The 19,169-nt window shown below is 59.8% G+C and carries 15 protein-coding genes and 1 riboswitch; of the genes, 11 read left to right on the forward strand and 4 right to left on the reverse strand.

What is annotated here, in order from left to right; genetic code table 11:
* Window positions 1–37: 37 nt before the first annotated feature.
* Window positions 38–373, forward strand: a complete 336-nt coding sequence (locus ACY8FN_RS15760) for a DUF3802 family protein (protein WP_042019186.1) — start codon at window positions 38–40, stop codon at window positions 371–373.
* 261 nt (window positions 374–634) lie between these two features.
* Here ACY8FN_RS15760 and msrA read toward each other — a convergent pair whose 3' ends face one another.
* Window positions 635–1,267, reverse strand: a complete 633-nt coding sequence (msrA, locus tag ACY8FN_RS15765; protein WP_463100546.1) for a peptide-methionine (S)-S-oxide reductase MsrA — start codon at window positions 1,265–1,267, stop codon at window positions 635–637.
* A 270-nt stretch (window positions 1,268–1,537) separates the two neighbouring features.
* On the opposite strand from msrA, the gene argA reads away from it, so the two are divergent.
* On the forward strand, window positions 1,538–2,866 hold the full coding sequence (gene argA, locus ACY8FN_RS15770; RefSeq protein ID WP_042019181.1) for an amino-acid N-acetyltransferase: 1,329 nt from the start codon (window positions 1,538–1,540) through the stop codon (window positions 2,864–2,866).
* A 107-nt stretch (window positions 2,867–2,973) separates the two neighbouring features.
* Window positions 2,974–3,197, forward strand: a riboswitch (Lysine riboswitch).
* Between the two features lie 90 nt (window positions 3,198–3,287).
* The gene (gene lysC, locus ACY8FN_RS15775) at window positions 3,288–4,640 is read left to right on the forward strand and encodes a lysine-sensitive aspartokinase 3 (RefSeq protein ID WP_463100547.1); all 1,353 of its coding nucleotides are present in this window, start codon (window positions 3,288–3,290) and stop codon (window positions 4,638–4,640) included.
* 145 nt (window positions 4,641–4,785) lie between these two features.
* Here lysC and ACY8FN_RS15780 read toward each other — a convergent pair whose 3' ends face one another.
* On the reverse strand, window positions 4,786–5,871 hold the full coding sequence (locus ACY8FN_RS15780) for a protein kinase family protein (RefSeq protein WP_101324462.1): 1,086 nt from the start codon (window positions 5,869–5,871) through the stop codon (window positions 4,786–4,788).
* A 255-nt stretch (window positions 5,872–6,126) separates the two neighbouring features.
* Here ACY8FN_RS15780 and ACY8FN_RS15785 point away from each other — a divergent pair, with 255 nt between their 5' ends.
* From ACY8FN_RS15785 to cysG, 6 genes are all read left to right on the forward strand, one after another.
* On the forward strand, window positions 6,127–8,382 hold the full coding sequence (locus tag ACY8FN_RS15785) for an LTA synthase family protein (protein WP_463100548.1): 2,256 nt from the start codon (window positions 6,127–6,129) through the stop codon (window positions 8,380–8,382).
* Between the two features lie 421 nt (window positions 8,383–8,803).
* Window positions 8,804–9,646 carry a patatin-like phospholipase family protein gene (locus ACY8FN_RS15790; protein WP_463100549.1) on the forward strand — a complete coding sequence of 281 codons (843 nt, stop codon included), beginning with the start codon at window positions 8,804–8,806 and terminating at the stop codon, window positions 9,644–9,646.
* 191 nt (window positions 9,647–9,837) lie between these two features.
* Complete coding sequence (asrA, locus tag ACY8FN_RS15795) at window positions 9,838–10,896, forward strand: anaerobic sulfite reductase subunit AsrA (protein WP_463100550.1); 1,059 nt, start codon at window positions 9,838–9,840, stop codon at window positions 10,894–10,896.
* A gap of 1 nt (window position 10,897) precedes the next feature.
* On the forward strand, window positions 10,898–11,737 hold the full coding sequence (asrB, locus tag ACY8FN_RS15800) for an anaerobic sulfite reductase subunit AsrB (RefSeq protein WP_463100551.1): 840 nt from the start codon (window positions 10,898–10,900) through the stop codon (window positions 11,735–11,737).
* A gap of 11 nt (window positions 11,738–11,748) precedes the next feature.
* Complete coding sequence (gene asrC / locus ACY8FN_RS15805) at window positions 11,749–12,759, forward strand: sulfite reductase subunit C (RefSeq protein WP_463100552.1); 1,011 nt, start codon at window positions 11,749–11,751, stop codon at window positions 12,757–12,759.
* A 197-nt stretch (window positions 12,760–12,956) separates the two neighbouring features.
* Entirely contained in the window at window positions 12,957–14,348 is a 1,392-nt protein-coding gene (gene cysG, locus ACY8FN_RS15810) for a siroheme synthase CysG (protein ID WP_463100553.1), read from the forward strand.
* Window positions 14,349–14,467: 119 nt separating this feature from the next.
* On the opposite strand, the gene ACY8FN_RS15815 is transcribed toward cysG, so the two are convergent.
* Window positions 14,468–15,070 (reverse strand): hypothetical protein, encoded by a 603-nt coding sequence (locus ACY8FN_RS15815; RefSeq protein WP_463100554.1) that lies wholly within the window; start codon window positions 15,068–15,070, stop codon window positions 14,468–14,470.
* Between the two features lie 322 nt (window positions 15,071–15,392).
* Entirely contained in the window at window positions 15,393–15,710 is a 318-nt protein-coding gene (locus tag ACY8FN_RS15820; protein ID WP_042019164.1) for a heavy metal-binding domain-containing protein, read from the reverse strand.
* Between the two features lie 798 nt (window positions 15,711–16,508).
* On the opposite strand from ACY8FN_RS15820, the gene ACY8FN_RS15825 reads away from it, so the two are divergent.
* Both ACY8FN_RS15825 and ACY8FN_RS15830 read left to right on the forward strand, forming a co-directional pair.
* Window positions 16,509–18,047: an arylsulfatase gene (locus ACY8FN_RS15825; RefSeq protein WP_232790185.1), complete on the forward strand. Its 1,539-nt coding sequence runs from the start codon at window positions 16,509–16,511 to the stop codon at window positions 18,045–18,047.
* A 143-nt stretch (window positions 18,048–18,190) separates the two neighbouring features.
* Window positions 18,191–19,168, forward strand: coding sequence for an AAA family ATPase (locus ACY8FN_RS15830; RefSeq protein WP_101347429.1), 978 nt, complete (start codon window positions 18,191–18,193; stop codon window positions 19,166–19,168).
* Window position 19,169 lies beyond the last annotated feature (1 nt).

Consider the following 19,169-nt stretch of genomic DNA (forward strand, 5'->3'; position numbering starts at 1 on the left):
TTAATTTTCGTATTGTTACTGTATTGAGGCAGCAACCATGGTGGTAGAAAGTGAAGGCTATATCTCGCTGATCGAGTATCTGGTGGAGAGTCTGGGATTGTTTGAATCCCAACAGCAGAGCAACGGTGAAGAGACCATCGAAGATCTGGTCAGTGGCCGTGTTGCCAGCAACCTGATGGCCATTTGCGAGCAAAACCCGCAGATCGATCCCAAGGTGCGTTTTGCCATCATGCAGGAGGCCGACGCCGTGGTCGCCGATCTGGAAGAGGTGCTCTCCGCCGTCTGGCTGCGCGCCCCGACCCCGGAACAAAAAGCCTTCCTCATCGAGTTTATCGACCTTATCAAGAACCTCTTTGACAGCGCGATCGCCTGATCTGCCGCCCGGTTCTCCCGTCCAACGCAAGGTTTTAAAACACGCAGATATGAAAAGGGCCGCCTTGGTGGGCAGCCCTGCTTGCTATCACTTTCAATCCCCCCATGCGTTCATTCATTGGGTGGTTATCAAGGCAAGAAATGTGTCTGGACTTTGCATCCGATCCCTGGACGCTAACTAGTTAGTCCTGCCCAGTAGCAATAAGTTCCCGCCAGACATCATTTATTTTCACTTTTTTTAAGAAAATCCCTACAGCGCAGTTCAGCGGTTCAGGTTTGGCGGCAAACAGACGCCAATGCCACCCAATCCGCAGTATCCGTCCGGGTTCTTCGCCAGATATTGCTGATGGTAATCCTCGGCGTAATAGAAGGGCGCCAGCGGCAGAATGCGGGTGGTAATGGCACGGCTGTCGCCGCTCGCCATCATCGCCTGTTGATAGGCCGCCATGCTCTGCTGGGCGATGATCTGCTGGCTCTCGTCATCGAAGAAGATCACCGAGCGGTACTGGGTGCCCACATCGCCCCCCTGCCGCATCCCCTGCGCCGGATCGTGCTGCTCCCAGAACAGTCTCAGCAGATCGCCATAGCTGATAACAGCCGGGTCAAACACCACCTGCACCGTCTCGGCATGGCCGGTCAGCCCGCTGCACACCTCTTTGTAGCTGGGATTCTGGGTGACGCCGCCCTGATAACCGGCGGCGGTGGAGTAGACCCCCGGTTGCTGCCAGAACAGGCGCTCCACACCCCAGAAACAACCCATGCCAAACCAGGCCACCGCCATCCCCTCCGGCCAGGGGCCCTGAGTCGGGTTGCCGTTCACCCCATGTTGCTGACCAATCACCATCACTTCGCGTCGTCCCGGCAGGGCATCTGCCGGTGAAATAATCTGTTCCATGAATCCTGTCCTTGTATAAAACCCTGTGAAATCACACAGCTGACGAAAAGGAGCATCGAAGATAGCAGTTTATCGCGGCGGATCAACCGGCGGGCCCCCTCCCCGCTCGCCCCATCATGCCATCGACGCCTCTCAGCCCCCTTTCCCGATCCGCACGGCCAAGCCGCCTCTGGTAGACCAGAAACAGCCAAAATCAATATTTAGTCTTGATTTGTGAATTAATTTTCATATATTGAGCCAATCGCTGTTTTTTTATGGAAGAAATATCAAGTGCGTGAACGCGAACCCAGTCTGGTCAATGCCTTTCGGCAATCCACCCCCTATGTCAATGTGCATCGGGGTGCCACGTTTGTGCTGATGATGGGGGGAGAAGCCATCAGCCACCCCAATTTTGCCAATATCGTCAGCGATATCGCCCTGCTGCAGACACTGGGCATACGTCTGGTACTGGTGTTTGGCTCACGGCCGCAAAATGACGAGGCGCTGGCCCATGCAGGCATCGAGGCCCAATACCACAGACGCACTCGCGTTACCGATGGTGATAGCTTCGCCATCATCAAGCAGGTGTGTGGCGGCCTGCAATACGACATCACAGCCCAGCTCTCCATGGGACTCGCGAACACACCAATGCAGGGGGCACGGATCAGCGTGGTGAGTGGCAACTTCGTCACCGCCCAGCCGCTGGGGGTGGATGATGGCATCGACTTTTGCCACAGCGGCCGGGTGCGCCGCATCGACGTGGAGGGGATCACCCGCCAGCTCGATCAGAAGAGTCTGGTGCTGATCTCCCCCATCGGCTGCTCGGTCACTGGCGAGAGCTTCAACCTGAGCTCGGAAGAGGTGGCCCGCCGGGTGGCGGTGGATCTCAAAGCGGACAAATTGATCTGCTTTAGCAGCACCCAAGGGGTGATGGACAGACGCGGCGAGGCCATCTCCGAGCTCTTCCCCGAGCAGGCCGAAGAGCTGCTGGTGGAGCTGGAGCAGGCGGGCGAAGAGATGTCCGGCACCGCCCGCTACCTGCGCGCGGCCATTGCCTCCTGTCGCGGCGGGGTGCCCCGCTCCCATCTGGTGAGCTATCAGGATGATGGCGCCATGCTGCAAGAGCTGTTCAGCCGCGACGGCCTCGGCACCCAGATAGTGCGGGAAAGTGCCGAGCAGGCCCGCGCCGCCACCATCGAGGATATCGGCGGCATTCTGGATCTCATTCGCCCGCTGGAGGAGGAAGGCATTCTGGTGCGCCGCTCCCGCGAACAGCTGGAGATGGAGATCGACAAGTTCACCATCATAGATCGCGATGGCCTGATCATCGGCTGCGCGGCGCTCTACTGCTTTATGGAAGAGGCGATGGCGGAGATGGCCTGCGTCGCCATCCACCCCGACTATCGCAACTCCAACCGGGGGGATCAGCTGGTGGCCAAGGTGGCCGAGCGGGCCAAGCGGCTCGGCATTCGCCGCTTGTTTGTGCTCACTACCCGCTCCATCCACTGGTTCCGGGAGCGGGGCTTCGATCCGCTGGAAGTGGAAGATCTGCCGGTGGCACGCCAGCGTCTCTACAACTGGCAGCGTCGCTCCAAGGTTTTGTCAAAGACCATTGTCTAAGATATTGATTCTGTGTTGAGTTAGCCGACAATTTGAACTTTTTCACAAACTCGATTGACAGTGCAATCCAACGCAAGGTATTTCTAAATACACTCCACCGCCATGGTGGAGCCAGAAGAGGAGCGCTGCCCAGGCAGCCCAAGGGAGGACGCCAGCGTCCGGTGAACTTGGGTCATGGGGAGCAGCGCCGAGACGAATGAGGAGACTGGTGACCTCAACGTCGGCTGCGGGGGCTGAATCCCCCGGGTTGTCATCGGTAGTGATCATCCCCCACCGCGCCCTGTCAGGGGCGGTACGGGATGGGCTCTGCAGGTGGAGTGCTTCTGGCCGGGATAGCTTCGTTCATTCCTGCCATTTTCAGCCTCCTCCTCTCTTTTTTGCCCGATGGAACCGGAATCTTAAATTAAGACAGGAGTAAGCAATGAGCCCGATCAATGTCGCCAAGTTTGGCGGAACCAGTGTCGCCAACGCCGCGGCCATGAATCACTGCGCCGATATCGTGCTGGCCAATCCCGCCACCCGGGTGGTGGTACTGAGCGCCAGCGCCGGTGTCACCAACCTGCTGGTCGCCCTGGCACAAGGAGAGCTGGACGAAGCGGGCCGCGACGAGCAGCTGGCCAAACTGGCCGCGATCCAGCAGGCCATTCTGGCGGACCTCGGCAACCCCGGCGATGTGAGCGCCCTCATTCATGACCAGCTGGGCGAGATCCGCCTGATGGCCCAACAAGCCCACCAGCATACCGATGCGGAGCTGGCGGATCGCCTCATCGCCTGCGGCGAGCTGATGTCTACCCGCCTCTTTACCGAGCTGCTGCGCCAGCGTGGCGTCAAGGCTCACTGGCAGGATGTGCGCCAACTGATGCGCACCGACAGCCGCTTTGGCAAGGCCACCGTCGATCTGGCCACTACCCGCACCCTCTGCCAGCAGACCCTGGGCCCGCAGTTGGGCGATACCCTCGTCATCACCCAGGGCTTTATCGGTGCCGATGGCGATGGCCGCACCACCACGCTGGGCCGCGGCGGCTCTGACTACAGCGCGGCGCTGCTCGCCGAAGCGCTCGATGCCGCCAGTATCGAGATCTGGACCGATGTGCCCGGCATCTACACCACGGATCCGCGCCTGGTGACCCGCGCCCGCCCCATCCCCGAAATCAGCTTTGTCGAGGCGGCCGAGATGGCCACCTTCGGCGCCAAGGTGCTGCACCCCGCCACCCTGCAACCGGCGGTGCGCCAGAATATTCCGGTGTTTGTCGGCTCCGCCAAGGACCCCGCCGCCGGTGGCACCTGGATCCGCGCCAGCACAGATTCAAGCCCGCTGTTTCGCGCCGTCGCCCTGCGCCGCCAGCAGGTGCTGGTGACCCTGCACAGCCTCAACATGTTCCACGCCTACGGCTTTCTGGCGGAAGTGTTCGGCATTCTGGCCCGTCACCGCATCTCGGTAGACCTCATCACCACCTCGGAGGTGAGCGTGTCGCTGACCCTGGATCACACCGGCAGCCAGAGCAACGGCGAGCCGATCCTGAGCGACAAGGTGCTGGCCGAGTTGGGGCAACTCTGCAAGGTGGAAGTGGAAACCGGTCTGGCACTGGTGGCGCTGATTGGCAACCGGATGAGCGAAGTGAACGGGGTGGGCAGTCAGGTCTTTGATGCCCTGCGCGAGCACAACATCCGGATGATCTGCTACGGCGCCAGCGCCCATAACCTCTGCTTCCTGGTCAAAGAGGGCGAGGCGGGCAATATCGTCAACCGCCTCCATCAGGAGCTGCTGGATTAACCACTTGAGCAAACTGACCAGATAAGGGTCGCAGAGCGGCATACAACAGGGCGCCTTTTGCTAAACCAGCAAAAGGCGCCCTGTTTATTGGCAGACCCGGTTTTTAGCCAGATCCGTTATTGCACCCTGTATTGAACCGTGCAACTCAAGCGAGAGACGTGGCAGGCAGCTGACAGGCCACGGCTTCACGGCGCAGCTGCTGCAAGCGGGCCCGCAGTCCGGTCTGGCCCAGCTCAGTTTCTTGAGGGGAGAGGTTATCCACTAGCAGCAGATAGTGATCCGTCACCGCCTGCAACAGCCAGTCGAGGCGGCGCAGGGTCAGCGGGCCACAGCTCTTGCCACTCAGATCATCGGCCACATCGAGCCGGTGACTGCGATACATGTCCCGCCACCAGTTGGCAACCAGCGCCTGGTCGCTCGCCAGCGCGGCACTCCACTCCCCCTGCAAGGTATGCAGTCTGGCCAGCACCGGCGCACTGGCCCCTTCACGGGTAAGGTGATGGATCTCGCGCTTGACCCACTGAAGACAAAGCTCGCGCCAGTAGCGAAACTGCGGCAAGGGATCGGCCTCATCGAGCCAGAGCCCTGACAGAGTGCGGGTCTCCAGCCGCTCCGGCACATGAAACTGCGGATCGACCAGCCCGTTGGAGTTGTATTCAAAGCGGGGATCGAAGGTCCACATATAGCCAAAATCGAACACGCTGATCTGTTCGCCGTCGTCGAGCAGGTTGCCTGGGCTCGGGTCCCAGTCAAACCAGCCCCAGCGGGCCAGCTCCCCCTGCACCTCCAGCATCTGGGCCAGATTGCGCTCGTTGAGCTGATGGACCGGCACACCCCGTAACCAGGGAGAGACCAGCACACCAGCGCGGGCAGAGCCAAAGCTGGTACAGACCACATGGGAGAGGATGGTGGGATGCAGCTCGCGCAGCGCCTCGATTTCGCGCCGCCGCTCCAGCTCGGTCAGGAAGGCGGTCTTGCCATCGAGGTTGGCCACCAGCGAAGCCTGACGGCGCCGCTTGAGGCACCAGTGATGCCCCTCCACCTTGAGGTGAAACACCTCGGCGGTGAGACCGTGGCGATAGACCTTGACCACCGCCGGATGGGTATCCTTCAGTTTGACCAGCTGGGCCAGCGGCAGCGGGCAGTCGCGCTCGCGTCCGATCCGGATCTCTTCCTTGCTCTCCAGCATGCGCAGCAATCTGGCCTGACGCGCCATCACTTTAGGATTCATACATATACCTCCTGTCGCTATTGAGAGACTAAACAGCGCTCTCCTCCCAGGCCAGCGGCAAAACCCCATGATGACGCTTTCATCACATATTCCGTGCAACCCCTCGATCGGGATCACAATTTGCAGGGTTGAACAGTAACCAAATATTCATTAAACGGTCATTAAATTGACAAGCTGGAACAAGGCCCGCACCATCGGGTCAAAACCTATACGGATGAACGATCTCTCCCTCACTCGCTCAAAGGATGAGCTTATATGAATCGTCCCTCCTCAGGCCGCCAACCGGTCCTGAGTCTGCCCTCTTTGGTACTCGCTCTGCTAGGCGGATTGCTGCTGCTGACCCTGCTGTTGCCGCTGGTCAATCCCGGCAGCTGGCTGGGCCGTGCCCAGCCGCTGGTGTTGGGGCCTGCCGACAATCCGCTGGCCACCCTCAGCCGCCACGCCCTGCTCTATAAAAGCGACAGCCGTGGCCTCTATCTGGTGGTGCGCAGCCAGTGGCAGTTGCGGGGGCCGCTGCAAGCGGGGGACAAGGTGCGGGTGGAGCTGCTCAACGACAAAGGCGAGCGGATAGATCAGCTCAGTCAGGGGGTGGATAAACGTCAGGTGTGCCGTAACAACCGCTGCACCCTGGATCTCAACAGCACCCTGCGCGCCCCGGACGATGCGCTGGATAGCCGCTATCAACTGCGCATTGGCCTGCTGCTCAAAGATCGCCCCGAGAGCGGCGATTTCAGCCAGATCCTGCAAACCCTGCCGGAGCAGGGCTTCAACCTCACCTATCTGGTGGTGAGCCTCTCGCTGGTGCTGGCCCTGAGCGCCGCCGTGCTCAAAACGGTGCTGCCAAAGCTGCGCCGCAGCCTGCGCTGGCGGATCATCGGCAGCCTGCTGCTCGGCAACCTTACTTTCGTGCTGCTGCACGGCTTCGTGGTGTTCAAGCTGGGGGAGTTTCTGCTCTGGTCAGGCTTTCGACCGGAGCACTACTACCTCGCCTGGGGCAGCATGGTGCTGGGCTGGAGCCTCTGCGCGCTGGCAGGCTTCAACCTCTATATGGGGCTGGTCTTTACCGCGCTTTCGGGCATCGGGCTGCTGGCCAACTTTATGAAGATCGCCATCTACGGCGTGCCGCTTGGGGGGGATGATTTTGGCAACCTGCTGGCGCTGCTGCGGATCCTGCTCGATCAGCATCCCATCCTGCCCATCTTCACCGTTTTACTGGCACTGTTTCTCTGCTGGCGCTTTGCCCTGTCACGCTGGGTGTTGCGCACCGCCGCCGCCACTGTCGCCTTCTTTGCGCTGTGCGTGTTTGCCACCCAGACCGGCAACAAGCTGCTGGGGGCCAACATTCGCTACGTGGATCGCGCGGTCAACTACCACAGGGACATCATCCGCTCCGGCCCCGGCCTCTATCTGTTCAATCTGGTGGACGAGATGCTGCAAAGCGGCAGCGTGTTTCGCTACCCCTTGCAGATCAACGAGCTGACCCCGCAGTTGAGCCACCCGCCCCAAGGCATTGCGCCGCGCTGGGATCTGGTGATCGTGCTGCAATATGAGTCGCTCTGGCTGGACTGGCAGGGGCGGATCTGCGCCCCTGCCCCCACCCTCGCCCTGCCCGCCAGCGTGCAGCAGTGGCACAAAACCATCCACTCCCCCACCACCGGCGGCATGACGGTGCTGGCGGAGTTCGAAATGAACACCGGCCTGCCGGTGGGCTTGCTCAAGCAAGGGGTGGTGCCCTACTACTACCTCTCGGAGCAGGTGCCCGGCCTTGCTCAAAGCGCTAGACAGAGCGGCTACCAGACCCTGTTTGCCCACCCTTATGTGGAAAAATTCTGGGGCCGCGCCAAGGCGATCCCTGCACTCGGCTACCAGGAGCGCTGGTTCGATACCCGCTTCACCACCCTTGAGCACAAGGGGCTCTATATCTCCGACGACGCGCTGATCGACCACATGCTCAAGCGCAGCGATCAGGATGACAAGCCGCTGTTTGCCTACGCGGTCACCATGCAGGGGCACGGCCCCTTCGATGGCCCCCGCTATCAGGGGCAGGAGCGCAGCGGCGCCTGTCCGAACCAGAGCGAGAGTGACACCCAGCTGCTCAACACCTACTACACCGGGGTGGTGGATGCCATGGCCTCGCTGGAGCGACTGCTCAAGACCCTAGACCAGTCGGGCAAGCGCTATCTGGTGGTGGCCTTTGGCGATCACCAGCCGTTTTTGATGTCCGCCGGCAAGGGCATTCACGGTGACAAACCGGCGCGCGATGCCACCTACCAGATCCCCATGATGGCCTTTGCCCGCGCCGATGATCCCCTCAATCTGGCGATCCAGTTTGCCCCGGTGCGCCAGCTCTACCAGATGGGTCAGGCGACTCGTCAGCTGCTGGCGGGGGATATCACCCCTATCGAAGAGCAACCCCTGCTCCATCCGGTACTGGGGGAAGAGAAGGGATTCGACCCTTCAAGCCTGGTGCCGCAGATCCGTGCCAGCTTCCGGCCCGACGCCCTGCCCTGATCCCGCCCCACAAAAACAGACAAGGCCGCATCAGCGGCCTTGTTTATATTTGCCTCCTGCAAACATCGACATTACTTGCTCCATTCTCCGTAATCGGCAATCGGCAATCGGCAATCGGCAATCGGCAATCCAGAAGAGGCTCTTTCTAACCTTCCGTTACTTCCATTTCTCACTGCGGCTGGTCCATCCACAGCCAAATAATCTGCTCGTACTGCGCCATGTCGTTTAGAAAAACAAAACGATTGATTCATTATTAACAGATATTCTAAACACCATCCCCTTCTTAGAATGACCTCATTGCGATGGCCAACCCCGGTTCGCCGTCAGAACGGTCGGCCTGACAGCCCGGACGTTTTTTCTCCCACTTATCTTTTCTCTCCCACTTATCTTTTCTCTCTCACTTATCCATGAGGTGCATGTCATGAACAAAACCGCATCCCCCAGCGCATTGGTTGTAGAAGGCGGTGCCATGCGCGGCATCTTTGCCAGCGGCGTGCTGGATGCGTTTATCGAGCATGACTATCGCCCCTTTGACTTCGCCATCGGCGTCTCGGCGGGGGCCACCAACTTGCTGGCCTACCTCGCCAGCCAACATGGCCGCAGCCACGAGATCCTGACCAAACTGGCATGCAGCCAGCAGTTTATGGATCCCCTGCGTTTTGCCAAGGGGGGCAATCTGGTGGATATCCACTGGCTGTGGAACACCAGCTGTCGCAAGTATCCCCTCGACATTCACGCCTACCGGGAGACCGCCATCCCCTTCTACGCGGTGGTGACCAATACCCTGACCGGCAAGGCGGAGTACATCCGGGTCAAGCCGGAGAACATGAACGAGGTGCTGCCCGCCAGCTGCGCCATTCCCCTCGCCTCCCACGAATACCCGGAAGTGCACGGTGTACCGATGACAGATGGGGGGGTGGCCGATTCCATCCCGGTGATCGAAGCCTACCGCCGCGGTGCTCGTCACCTGACGGTGATCCTCTCCGAGCCGCTCGGCTACCGGCTCAAGCCGATGCCGTTCCCCTGGATGATCCGCACCCTGCTCAAGACCCGCCCCGCGCTGGCCCATGCGCTGGAGCAGCGGGATCGCAGCTACAACGAGGCGCTCGATTTTATCGCCAATCCGCCGGATGACTGCCAGATCGAGGTGATCGCCCCGGCCGACTACTTCCCCGTTTCCCGTTTCACCCGCGATATCAACAAGCTGGAGATGGGATACGTGATGGGCAAGTGCGCAGGCTATCAGGCCGCCCTGCTCAATTGATGACAGGTGTGACCCGGCCTGTGCGGTGCTTCGGCGCCGCCCACAACAACAATCGGGTCAGTTGAGCAACATGAGTCATAAAAACAGACCGTGGCGAGGCAAGCGCGGCCAGCATCGGTGCCAGACACCCTGATCGGCCCGCTCCTCATCCCTATGCCAGGGCATCTCACCCTCATACAAGGTGTTTATTTATGTCGTTTCTTCTCACCCATCCCTCGCTGGCGCAGCTGTTCGAGCGGCTGCTGCCCGATTACCGGATCATGGCGCCCGCGGCCGAATATCGGGGCGGCCGCTTCTCCGACACCGACAACGTCACCTACCACAGCATCCGCCATCCGGCCGATCTGGTGTGGCAGGAGAAGTCCCACTTCTCCCCGAAAGAGGTGGTGCTCCCCATCACCCAGACCCTTTTCCACTTCGACAATCTGGAGCTGCGCGAATCAAAGGTGGAGGCCAAACCCACCCTGCTGTTCTTGCGCAGCTGCGATACCCACGCCCTGCGCAGGCTGGATCAGGTCTACCTGAAAAATGGCCAGAACAGTGACGTCTACTACGCCAGACTGCGCAGCAAGCTCAAGCTGGTACTGCTGGAGTGCCGCGAGAGCTTCGAGAACTGCTTCTGCGTCTCCATGGGCAGCAACGAGACCCAGGACTACGCCGCCGCCATTCGTCTGAGCGATGAGGGTGCCCGCATCGAGGTAAAGGATCCCGAGCTGCTCGGCTACTTTGCCGAGCTGGGTGAATCCGATGACTTCACCCCGGAATTTGTCCAGAGCAATCCGGTCAAGGTACGCACCCCGGACAGCATCTGTGACGACCCCCAGCGGATCCGCCAGATCCTCACCGCCCATCCGGTCTGGGCCGAGTACGACAGCCGCTGCATCGGTTGCGGCCGCTGTACCACCTCCTGCCCTACCTGCAGCTGCTACAGCGTGCATGACCTCACCTATGCGGAGAACCCCAAGCAGGGCGAGCGCCGTCGCCAATGGGCCAGCTGCATGGTGGATGGCTTTAGCGACATGGCCGGTGGCCACGGTTTTCGCGCCAAACATGGCGAGCGCCTGCGTTATCGCGCCCTGCACAAGGTCAACGACTACAAGGCCCGTCAGGGGGAGGAGCACATGTGCGTCGGCTGTGGCCGCTGCGACGATCGCTGCCCTCACTACATCTCCTTTAGCAACATCATCAACAAGATGACCTATGTGGTCGAACAGACCATCGCAGCCGACAACGCGCAGGGGGCGAACTGATATGTGCCAGTGCCAGCAAACCGCAACAGCAGAACCGCAGCAGGACGAGGTCGAAAACCGCCTGCTGCCCAAGGCCTACACCATTCTGGCCATCGAGCGCCACACCGAGCTGGAGTGGAACTTTCGGGTCTCCCGCGACTTTGATGTTCACTACGGCCAGTTTGTGGAGATCTCCCTGCCCACCGTCGGCGAAGCGCCCATCTCGGTCTCCGACTATGGCGATGACTATGTGGATCTGTTGATCCGCAAGGTCGGCAAGGTAACCGATGCGCTGTTTGCCCTCGATGTGGGCGACAAGGTGTGGATGCGCGGCGTTCACGGCAACGGCTATCCGCTGGATACCTATCGCGGCCAGCATCTCATCGTGGTGGCGGGCGGTACCGGTGTCGCCCCGGTCAAGGGGCTGCTGCGCCGCTTCAGCAAACACCCGGAACAGGTGAAATCCCTCGACATGATCCTCGGCTTCAAGAACGAGCAGGCGGTGCTCTATCGCCACGAGATGCCGCTCTGGGCCGAGCAGCAGAACCTCATCGTCACCCTGGACGAGGGCAAGGAGAGCGATCAGTTTCGCATCGGTCGGGTCACCGACTACATCGACCAGCTGGATCTCGCAGACAAAGAGGATATCCAGGTGATCGTGGTCGGCCCCCCCATCATGATCCGCTTCGTGGTGCTCGCCTTCCTCGAGCGGGGCATCCCCAAGGAGCGTATCTGGGTCGACTACGAACGCCGCATGGCCTGCGCCGTGGGCAAGTGTGGCCACTGCCGGATGGGCGACACCTATATCTGCGTGGATGGACCGGTCTTTCGTTTTGACCAGGCCCAGCATCTGATCGACTGAGGGAGAACACCATGAGTCTCGATATCGACATCATCAAGGCCCGCGCCAAGAACGAATACCGCCTCTCCAAGGTGCGCGGCGAGGCGATGATCAGCGTACGTATTCCCGGCGGGATCATGCCCGCCCACCTGCTGGCGGTGGCCCAGCAGATCGCCGAACAGTACGGCAACGGCTTGATCCACCTCACCACCCGCCAGAAGCTGGCGATGCCCGGCATCAAGTATCAGGACATGGACAAGGTCAATGCCGCTCTCGAGCCCTTTATCAAGGAGATCGAAGTAGAAGCCTGCGGTATCGAGGTGGATGACACCACTGCCGGTTACCAGACCATCGGCGGGCGCAACATCGTCGCCTGTCAGGGCAACACCATCTGCCAGAAGGGCAATATCGACTGCACTGGGCTGGCCCAGCGGATGGAGAAGCACCTCTACCCCAACCCCTATCACCTCAAGATGGTGATCGCCGGCTGCCCCAACGACTGCGCCAAGGCCAACATGGCCGACTTCGGCATCCTCGGTATCGCCAAAATCCACTTCAATGCCGAGCGCTGCATCGGCTGCGGCGCCTGCGTCAAGGCGTGCAGCCACCATGCAGTGGATTGCCTCGCCATCAAACATGGCAAGGCGGTCAAGGAGGAGAGCAAGTGCATCGGCTGTGGCGAATGCGTGCTGGCTTGCCCGACCATGGCCTGGCAGCGGGATCCCAAGCAGCTCTATATGGTCAAGCTGGGGGGACGCACCAGCAAGAAGACCCCCCGTACCGGCAAACTGTTCCTCAACTGGGTTACCGAAGAGGTGCTGCATGCGGTGATCAAGAACCTGTTCGAGTTCGAGGCCGAGATGCTGGATGGCAAACCCATCTACCTGCACATGGGTCACCTTATCGACCGGGCCGGTTATCACAAGTTCAAGGAGCGGGTGCTGCGCGGCGTCACCCTCAACCCGGAAGCCATGGTCGCTGACCGCATCTTCTGGGCCGAAGATCAGTACGTCGCCAACATGCACGTCAAAGCGGTGCAATAGGAAAAACCTCGTTTGGGGAAGCGTGATCAAGTGGCCGACACCGGTGGGGATCTGTCGTTGGCCCGGGCGTAGATCACGCGTCCCCTTTTTTATTCCCGTTGGGGGGCCTTTCCCCCAACCATCCAGGGTGCGCCACGGCGCGCCCTGCTATCTCGCCCGGCGCGGCATTGCGAGCGGGCCAGTATCCGGAGCCTGTTATGGACTTTCTCCCTCTCTTCTGTCAGCTGCAAAACAAGCCGGTGCTTATCGTCGGCGGCGGTGAGGTGGCGGTGCGCAAGGCGCGCCTGCTGCTCGATGCCAAGGCGAAGATCACCATCAATGCCCCGCACCTTGAACCCCAGCTGATGAGCTGGGCCGAGCAAGGTCGCCTGACCGCCTGCGCCGCCGATTTTCACCCCGAACTGCTCGATGGCAAGTGGCTGGTGATCGCCGCCACCAACAAGCCAGAGGTCAATCATCAGGTCTTTCGCGAGGCGAGCCTGCGCCAGATCTTCTGCAATGTGGTGGACTCCCCGGCCCACTGCAGTGCCATCATGCCCGCCATCATCGACCGCTCGCCGCTGATGGTGGCCATCTCCAGTGCAGGCGCGGCGCCGGTATTGAGCCGCCAACTGCGGGAGAAAATCGAAGCCATGCTGCCGCAACACCTCGGCCAGCTCGCTACCCTGGCGGGCAAGCTGCGCGAGCGGGTCAAACTCATTCCGGACAAGCTGGCCCGCCGCCACTTCTGGGAGCGGCTGTTCCGCCACGATCGCCTCGCCCGCCAACTGGCCCGTGGTCAGCAGCAGGCCGCCGAGCAGAGCGTCAACAAGTTGCTGGAGGAACCACAGCAGAGTCACGGCAGCGTCACCCTGGTCGGCGCGGGCCCCGGCGATGCCGGGCTGCTCACCTTGAGTGGCCTACAGCAACTGCAACAGGCCGATGTGGTGGTCTATGACCGACTGGTATCGGAAGCGGTGCTGGCGCTTGTTCGCCGCGATGCCGAGCGGATTTTCGTTGGCAAGGAGGCAGGCCGCCACTGCGTGCCCCAGCAGGCGATCAACCAACTGTTGCTGGAGCAAGCTCGCCTCGGCAAGCAGGTGGTGCGGCTCAAGGGGGGCGATCCCTTTATCTTTGGCCGGGGCGGCGAAGAGCTGGAAACTTTGGCCGAGGCAGGCATCCCCTTCTCGGTGGTACCGGGCATCACGGCGGCCTCGGGCTGCGCCGCCTACAGCGGTATTCCCCTCACCCACCGCGATCACGCCCAGCGGGTGCAGTTCATTACCGGCCACGACAAGGAGGGCAATATCGCCCAGGAGTGGTCGGCACTGGCCGCCCCTCACCAGACCCTGGTGTTCTACATGGGGTTGGCCCATGCCGCCCGCATTCAGGATGAGCTGCAGACCCACGGCATGCCCGGCCACACCCCGGTGGCACTGGTGGAGCAAGGCACCCGGCTCAGCCAGCGGGTGGTGCGCGGCGAATTGCAGCAGCTGGCTGCACTGGCCCAGCGAGTCAAGAGCCCGAGCCTGATCATCATCGGCTCAGTGGTGACCCTGGCCGACAAGCTGGACTGGTATGGGGAGGCCAATACCATCATCGGGGTCTGATCCGGCAGCCGCGTCAAGGGGCGGACTGATCCCTTGGCCCTCCAGAGACAAAAAGCAGACACCGGGCAAGCGGTGTCTGCTTTTTTCATCAGCAAGATACGCGTTACACCGCGCGCCCGTTACTCCAACGTGATGGGGCCGTTATTCTGGGCATCGCTGTCGTTCCAGTCGCTCTCATTACGAACGCGCGGATCCCCCTGCAAGGTATAGAGGATGGTGCCCTGACGAAATTGCAGGGCGCCGTCGGTGCGCTTGGCTTTCACCTTGACCCCGTTGACCCACACCTGCTCCTTGCCATCGATCTGAATATTGGCCACGGTGGCACCGGTCTCGCTATTTTTGGCGGTCCACTTGCCCTGATAGGGAGAGTCCCCCTTGGCCATCGGCAGCGCAACCTCCTTGCCCGCCGACCAGGCGCTTACCGTACAGATGCCGTTGGCCCGCTTGTCATGCTTGATGGCGTAATCAACGCTGGGTTCGCTGTCGGCAGATGCAGAGGTAATGCCGATCATGATCTTGCCGCTCTGGGCGCTATAGGCGGTCGGCGCATCGGTTTTCAGGGTGGCCTTCTTGCCATTGATAAAGACACTGCCCCCTTGCGCCTTGACCTGAATATTCATCGGACAGCTGGCGGTAAAGTTGGGAACGGCCGCGGCGGCACTACCGGCATAAGCGGCGATGGCCAGGGTGATAACAGTCAACAGAGCAGATTTTTTGTGCATCTTGATACGCCTTCAAAAAATGGTGGTTCAAGCCAGATAATAGTGGTTCAAACATAGTGGCTCAAACAAAGTGGGGTTCATCCGTGAGAGGTGTCGTCCTGCTGGCACCTAATCTAGTCCAGCGGTTCAGGGTGACCCAGTTAAAAAAAATAAAACCCGCGCCATCGGGTTATGAAAAAATATAAATGCTTAAAATCATGGCGTTACCATCACTGATGGCATTTTTTCAACGCCTCGGCCGCACCTCTTTGCCCGCAGCTTGGCAGCAAAAAAGCCGATAACCCGGTTATCGGCTTTGGCCCGTACCGCTGGCGGCAGGATATCAGACCACTACGGCGGTACCGCTGATACTGACCATCAGCATGCTGCCGTTTTGCCCCACTACCTCGTAGTCGATATCGATGCCGACCACCGCAGTGGCACCGAGGGCGGCGGCGCGCTCTTTCAACTCGTCGAAGGCGATCTCGCGGGCACGGGCCAGCTCTTTTTCGTAGGCGCCGGAGCGGCCACCGATGATGTCGCGGATCCCGGCAAAGAGATCCTTGAAGATATTGGCGCCGAGAATGGCTTCGCCTACCACTATGCCGCGATATTCACGAATGGTTTTGCCTTCCAGCGTGGGGGTGGTCGAGAGGATCATCTTGAACTCCTGTGAGTAACAGAGCGTTCAGACTACCGCAACAGTTGGCAAATCCCAACCCGCCAACCAGGGCAACCGACCAACACTGGCGACCACGAGACCCTGACCATATGGCCGCTGGTCGTGGTCAAGCTCCAGCGGCTCACCATTGTCCTTATCCGATACGGTATTTCCCGACCTGAAACATTCTCAGATCAAAGCGGGCATCGATATGATGGATGCCTGTTTCAGGCAGGCGGAAAGATATTTTTTGCACCGCATCACATCAACCGTGAAGCTTCACTTAATTATCAAACATAAGATATTTAATGGTGGTCTATTTATAAGAAAATAGGCCGCTTATTTTGAGGTTTGATAATGCACAGCGATGGATAAATATCAGCCAACACTTTGCCATGACCACTGTCAGTGACCACTGTCTGTGACCACTGCGCCATGACCAGGGCACTGGCGGTGCCCAGACCACCATTTTGTGCTGCCAGCCACGATTTTAGCGGCTAACACGCCCCTCAGATAACCACCAGTTATATTCGCTATAAGGCGACAACCTACTCCGAACTGCATAGAGTAAAACGGTTGAAAGCTTATTGTGTGTAATTCCCAGATGGGATAGCCCACCGCCGTAACAATATATGCACAGTAAATTGCTATTTCGGTGTCTGCTTCGGTGTCTGCGCTGATTCGGAATAAAGGTAACAGCACATTATTTATCTGCTTTCATACAGCATTTTTGTGTACTAAATCACATCAAATTAGGAGTGGGAGCCAATAATGGCCATTCATTTAAACAAAATAGCAATGAGCCTTGCATTAATGGCCACTGCTGGTAGTGCCGCAGCAGCCGCCAAACCCAACATTCTTGCCATCATGGGTGATGACATCGGCTACTGGAACATCAGCGCCTACAACCAGGGCATGATGGGCTACCAGACCCCGAACCTGGAACGTATCGCCAATGAAGGCGCGATCTTTACCGATCACTACGGTCAGCAATCCTGTACCGCCGGTCGTGCCGCCTTTATTACCGGTGAAGAGCCTTTCCGTACCGGCCTGCTGACTATCGGCATGCCTGGCTCTACCCACGGTATTCCAGAATGGACTCCCACCATTGGTGATCTGCTCAAAGAGCAGGGTTACATGACAGGTCAGTTCGGCAAGAACCACCTGGGTGACCGTGACCAGCATCTGCCGACCAAGCACGGCTTTGACGAGTTCTTCGGTAACCTCTACCACCTGAACGCGGAAGAAGAGCCGGAAACTTACTACTACCCGAAAGATCCGGAGTTCAAGAAGAAGTTCGGCCCGCGCGGCGTAATCAAGTCTTCTGCTGACGGCAAGATTGAAGATACCGGCCCCATGACCCGCAAGCGCATGGAGCACGCTGACGAGGAGTTCCTCGAATCCTCACTGGCCTTTATGGAGAAAGCGGTCAAGGCCAAGAAGCCTTTCTTCATCTGGCACAACGCCACCCGTATGCACGTCTGGACTCGCCTGCAAGAGAAGTATCAGGGCAAATCCGGCATCAGCATCTATGCCGATGGCATGCTGGAGCACGATGACCACGTAGGTATCCTGCTCAACAAGCTGGACGAGCTGGGTGTCGCTAACAACACCATCGTTATCTACACCACCGACAACGGCGCCGAGACCGGCAGCTGGCCGGATGGCGGTACCACTCCGTTCTACGGCGAGAAGGGCACCACCTGGGAAGGCGGTACTCGCGTACCTCAGCTGGTTCGCTGGCCGGGCGTGATCAAGCCGGGCACCAAGGTCAACGCCATGATGGCGCACCAGGACTGGATGCCAACTCTGCTGGCCGCCGCCGGTGTACCGGATGTGAAAGAGAAGCTGGCCAAAGGCTACAAGGCTAACGGCAAAGAGTGGCGTGTACACCTGGACGGCTACAACTTCATGCCGTACCTGTCAGGCAAAACTGACACTGCACCCCGTAACTCCATGCTCTACTTCTCTGCCAACGGCGAGCTGAACGCCGTGCGCTGGAATGATTTCAAGCTGAACTTCGCGACCATGCAGGGCAACATCACCGATGCCACCCGCGTGATCCCGAACTGGCCGCAAATCATCAACCTGCGCGCCGACCCGTTCGAGAAAGCACCGCACGAATCAGGTCTGTACATGCGTTGGATGGCTGACAACATGTGGCTGTTCGTACCGGTACAAGGCATCCTGAAAGGGTTCTTCGATACCCTGCCAGGTTACCCGATGCAGCAGAGTTTCCAGATGAACCCAGCCAACATCAGCTCCCAGAGCCTGATGCTGCAGGGCAAGCTCGCCGAGCTGGAAGCACTGAAGCAGAAAGTCGCCACCATCAAGTAAGACGGTGACTCCAACGCCCATCACTCTCTGGTGGGCGTTTTCAATTTCCACATGGCTCGTCCCGAACCCTGTGAAAATTGAAAACCCGTTGACTCGTCTGTCAAACATCTCTCATCGCCTCGTTATCTGCACTGGAAATCCCTATGAACCCCTTGCAACAACAGATCTCTCAACTCATCGAACAGGTTGGTCAAAGCGTGGTCGGCCAGTCCCATGTGATCCGCGCCCTGGTGATTGGTCTGCTGACCAATAGTCATGTGCTCCTCGAAGGCTTGCCCGGTACCGCCAAAACCCGCTCGGTCAAGGCGCTGGCCCAGGCGCTCAATGCCAGCTTCGGCCGCATTCAGTTCACCCCCGATCTGCTCCCCTCCGATGTGACCGGCACCGAGATGTATCAGGAGCATGAGGGTGCCCACCAGCTGCGCTTCCAGCCCGGCCCCATCTTTAACAGCATTGTACTGGCCGATGAAGTGAACCGCGCCCCGGCCAAGGTGCAGGCGGCCCTGCTGGAAGCCATGGCCGAAGGCACGGTCACCGTGGGTGACAAGAGCCATCGTCTGCCCGAGCTCTTTATGGTGTTGGCCACCCAGAACCCCGTCGAGCAGGAGGGCACCTACCCGCTGCCGGAAGCCCAGATGGACCGTTTTGCCCTCAAGGTCTCGGTCGCCTACCCCGACGACGAGGCAGAGCTGGCCATTATTCGGCTGGTGCGAGCCGAAGAGCGCGGCAACCGCCAGCAAGGCGACCATTTCGCCCCCCTCTCCCCCGAGCTGATTTTGCAGGCCAGAGCAGAGCTCTCGGCCATGACGGTATCGCCGCTGGTAGAGCACTACATCATCGGGTTGGTGATGGCAACTCGCCATCCCGACCGTTACCCGGGCACAGGGTTGCCCCAATGGATTGCGGTCGGTGCCAGCCCCCGCGCCTCTATTTCTCTCGACAAATGCGCCCGCGCCTACGCCTGGCTGCAGGGCCGCAACCATGTGCTGCCGGATGATGTGCGGGCCATGGTGCCCAGCGTGCTGGGTCACCGTTTTACCCTCAGTTACGACGCACTGGCAGACGGGGTGGATCACCAGCAGGTGGTGATGGCGCTGCTCGATCACGTTGTCATCGGGTAAG

It is taken from the genome of Aeromonas sp. 160P, from assembly GCF_055193095.1.

Bases quoted from the DNA above. Each gene is read 5' to 3' on its own strand.
- ACY8FN_RS15790 (WP_463100549.1), top strand. From the start codon at position 8,804: ATGAACAAAACCGCATCCCCCAGCGCATTGGTTGTAGAAGGCGGTGCC.
- cysG (WP_463100553.1), top strand. From the start codon at position 12,957: ATGGACTTTCTCCCTCTCTTCTGTCAGCTGCAAAACAAGCCGGTGCTT.
- ACY8FN_RS15830 (WP_101347429.1), top strand. From the start codon at position 18,191: ATGAACCCCTTGCAACAACAGATCTCTCAACTCATCGAACAGGTTGGT.
- asrC (WP_463100552.1), top strand. From the start codon at position 11,749: ATGAGTCTCGATATCGACATCATCAAGGCCCGCGCCAAGAACGAATAC.
- ACY8FN_RS15825 (WP_232790185.1), top strand. From the start codon at position 16,509: ATGAGCCTTGCATTAATGGCCACTGCTGGTAGTGCCGCAGCAGCCGCC.
- lysC (WP_463100547.1), top strand. From the start codon at position 3,288: ATGAGCCCGATCAATGTCGCCAAGTTTGGCGGAACCAGTGTCGCCAAC.
- msrA (WP_463100546.1), bottom strand. From the start codon at position 1,267: ATGGAACAGATTATTTCACCGGCAGATGCCCTGCCGGGACGACGCGAA.
- ACY8FN_RS15780 (WP_101324462.1), bottom strand. From the start codon at position 5,871: ATGAATCCTAAAGTGATGGCGCGTCAGGCCAGATTGCTGCGCATGCTG.
- ACY8FN_RS15785 (WP_463100548.1), top strand. From the start codon at position 6,127: ATGAATCGTCCCTCCTCAGGCCGCCAACCGGTCCTGAGTCTGCCCTCT.
- asrA (WP_463100550.1), top strand. From the start codon at position 9,838: ATGTCGTTTCTTCTCACCCATCCCTCGCTGGCGCAGCTGTTCGAGCGG.
- ACY8FN_RS15820 (WP_042019164.1), bottom strand. From the start codon at position 15,710: ATGATCCTCTCGACCACCCCCACGCTGGAAGGCAAAACCATTCGTGAA.
- asrB (WP_463100551.1), top strand. From the start codon at position 10,898: ATGTGCCAGTGCCAGCAAACCGCAACAGCAGAACCGCAGCAGGACGAG.
- ACY8FN_RS15815 (WP_463100554.1), bottom strand. From the start codon at position 15,070: ATGCACAAAAAATCTGCTCTGTTGACTGTTATCACCCTGGCCATCGCC.
- ACY8FN_RS15760 (WP_042019186.1), top strand. From the start codon at position 38: ATGGTGGTAGAAAGTGAAGGCTATATCTCGCTGATCGAGTATCTGGTG.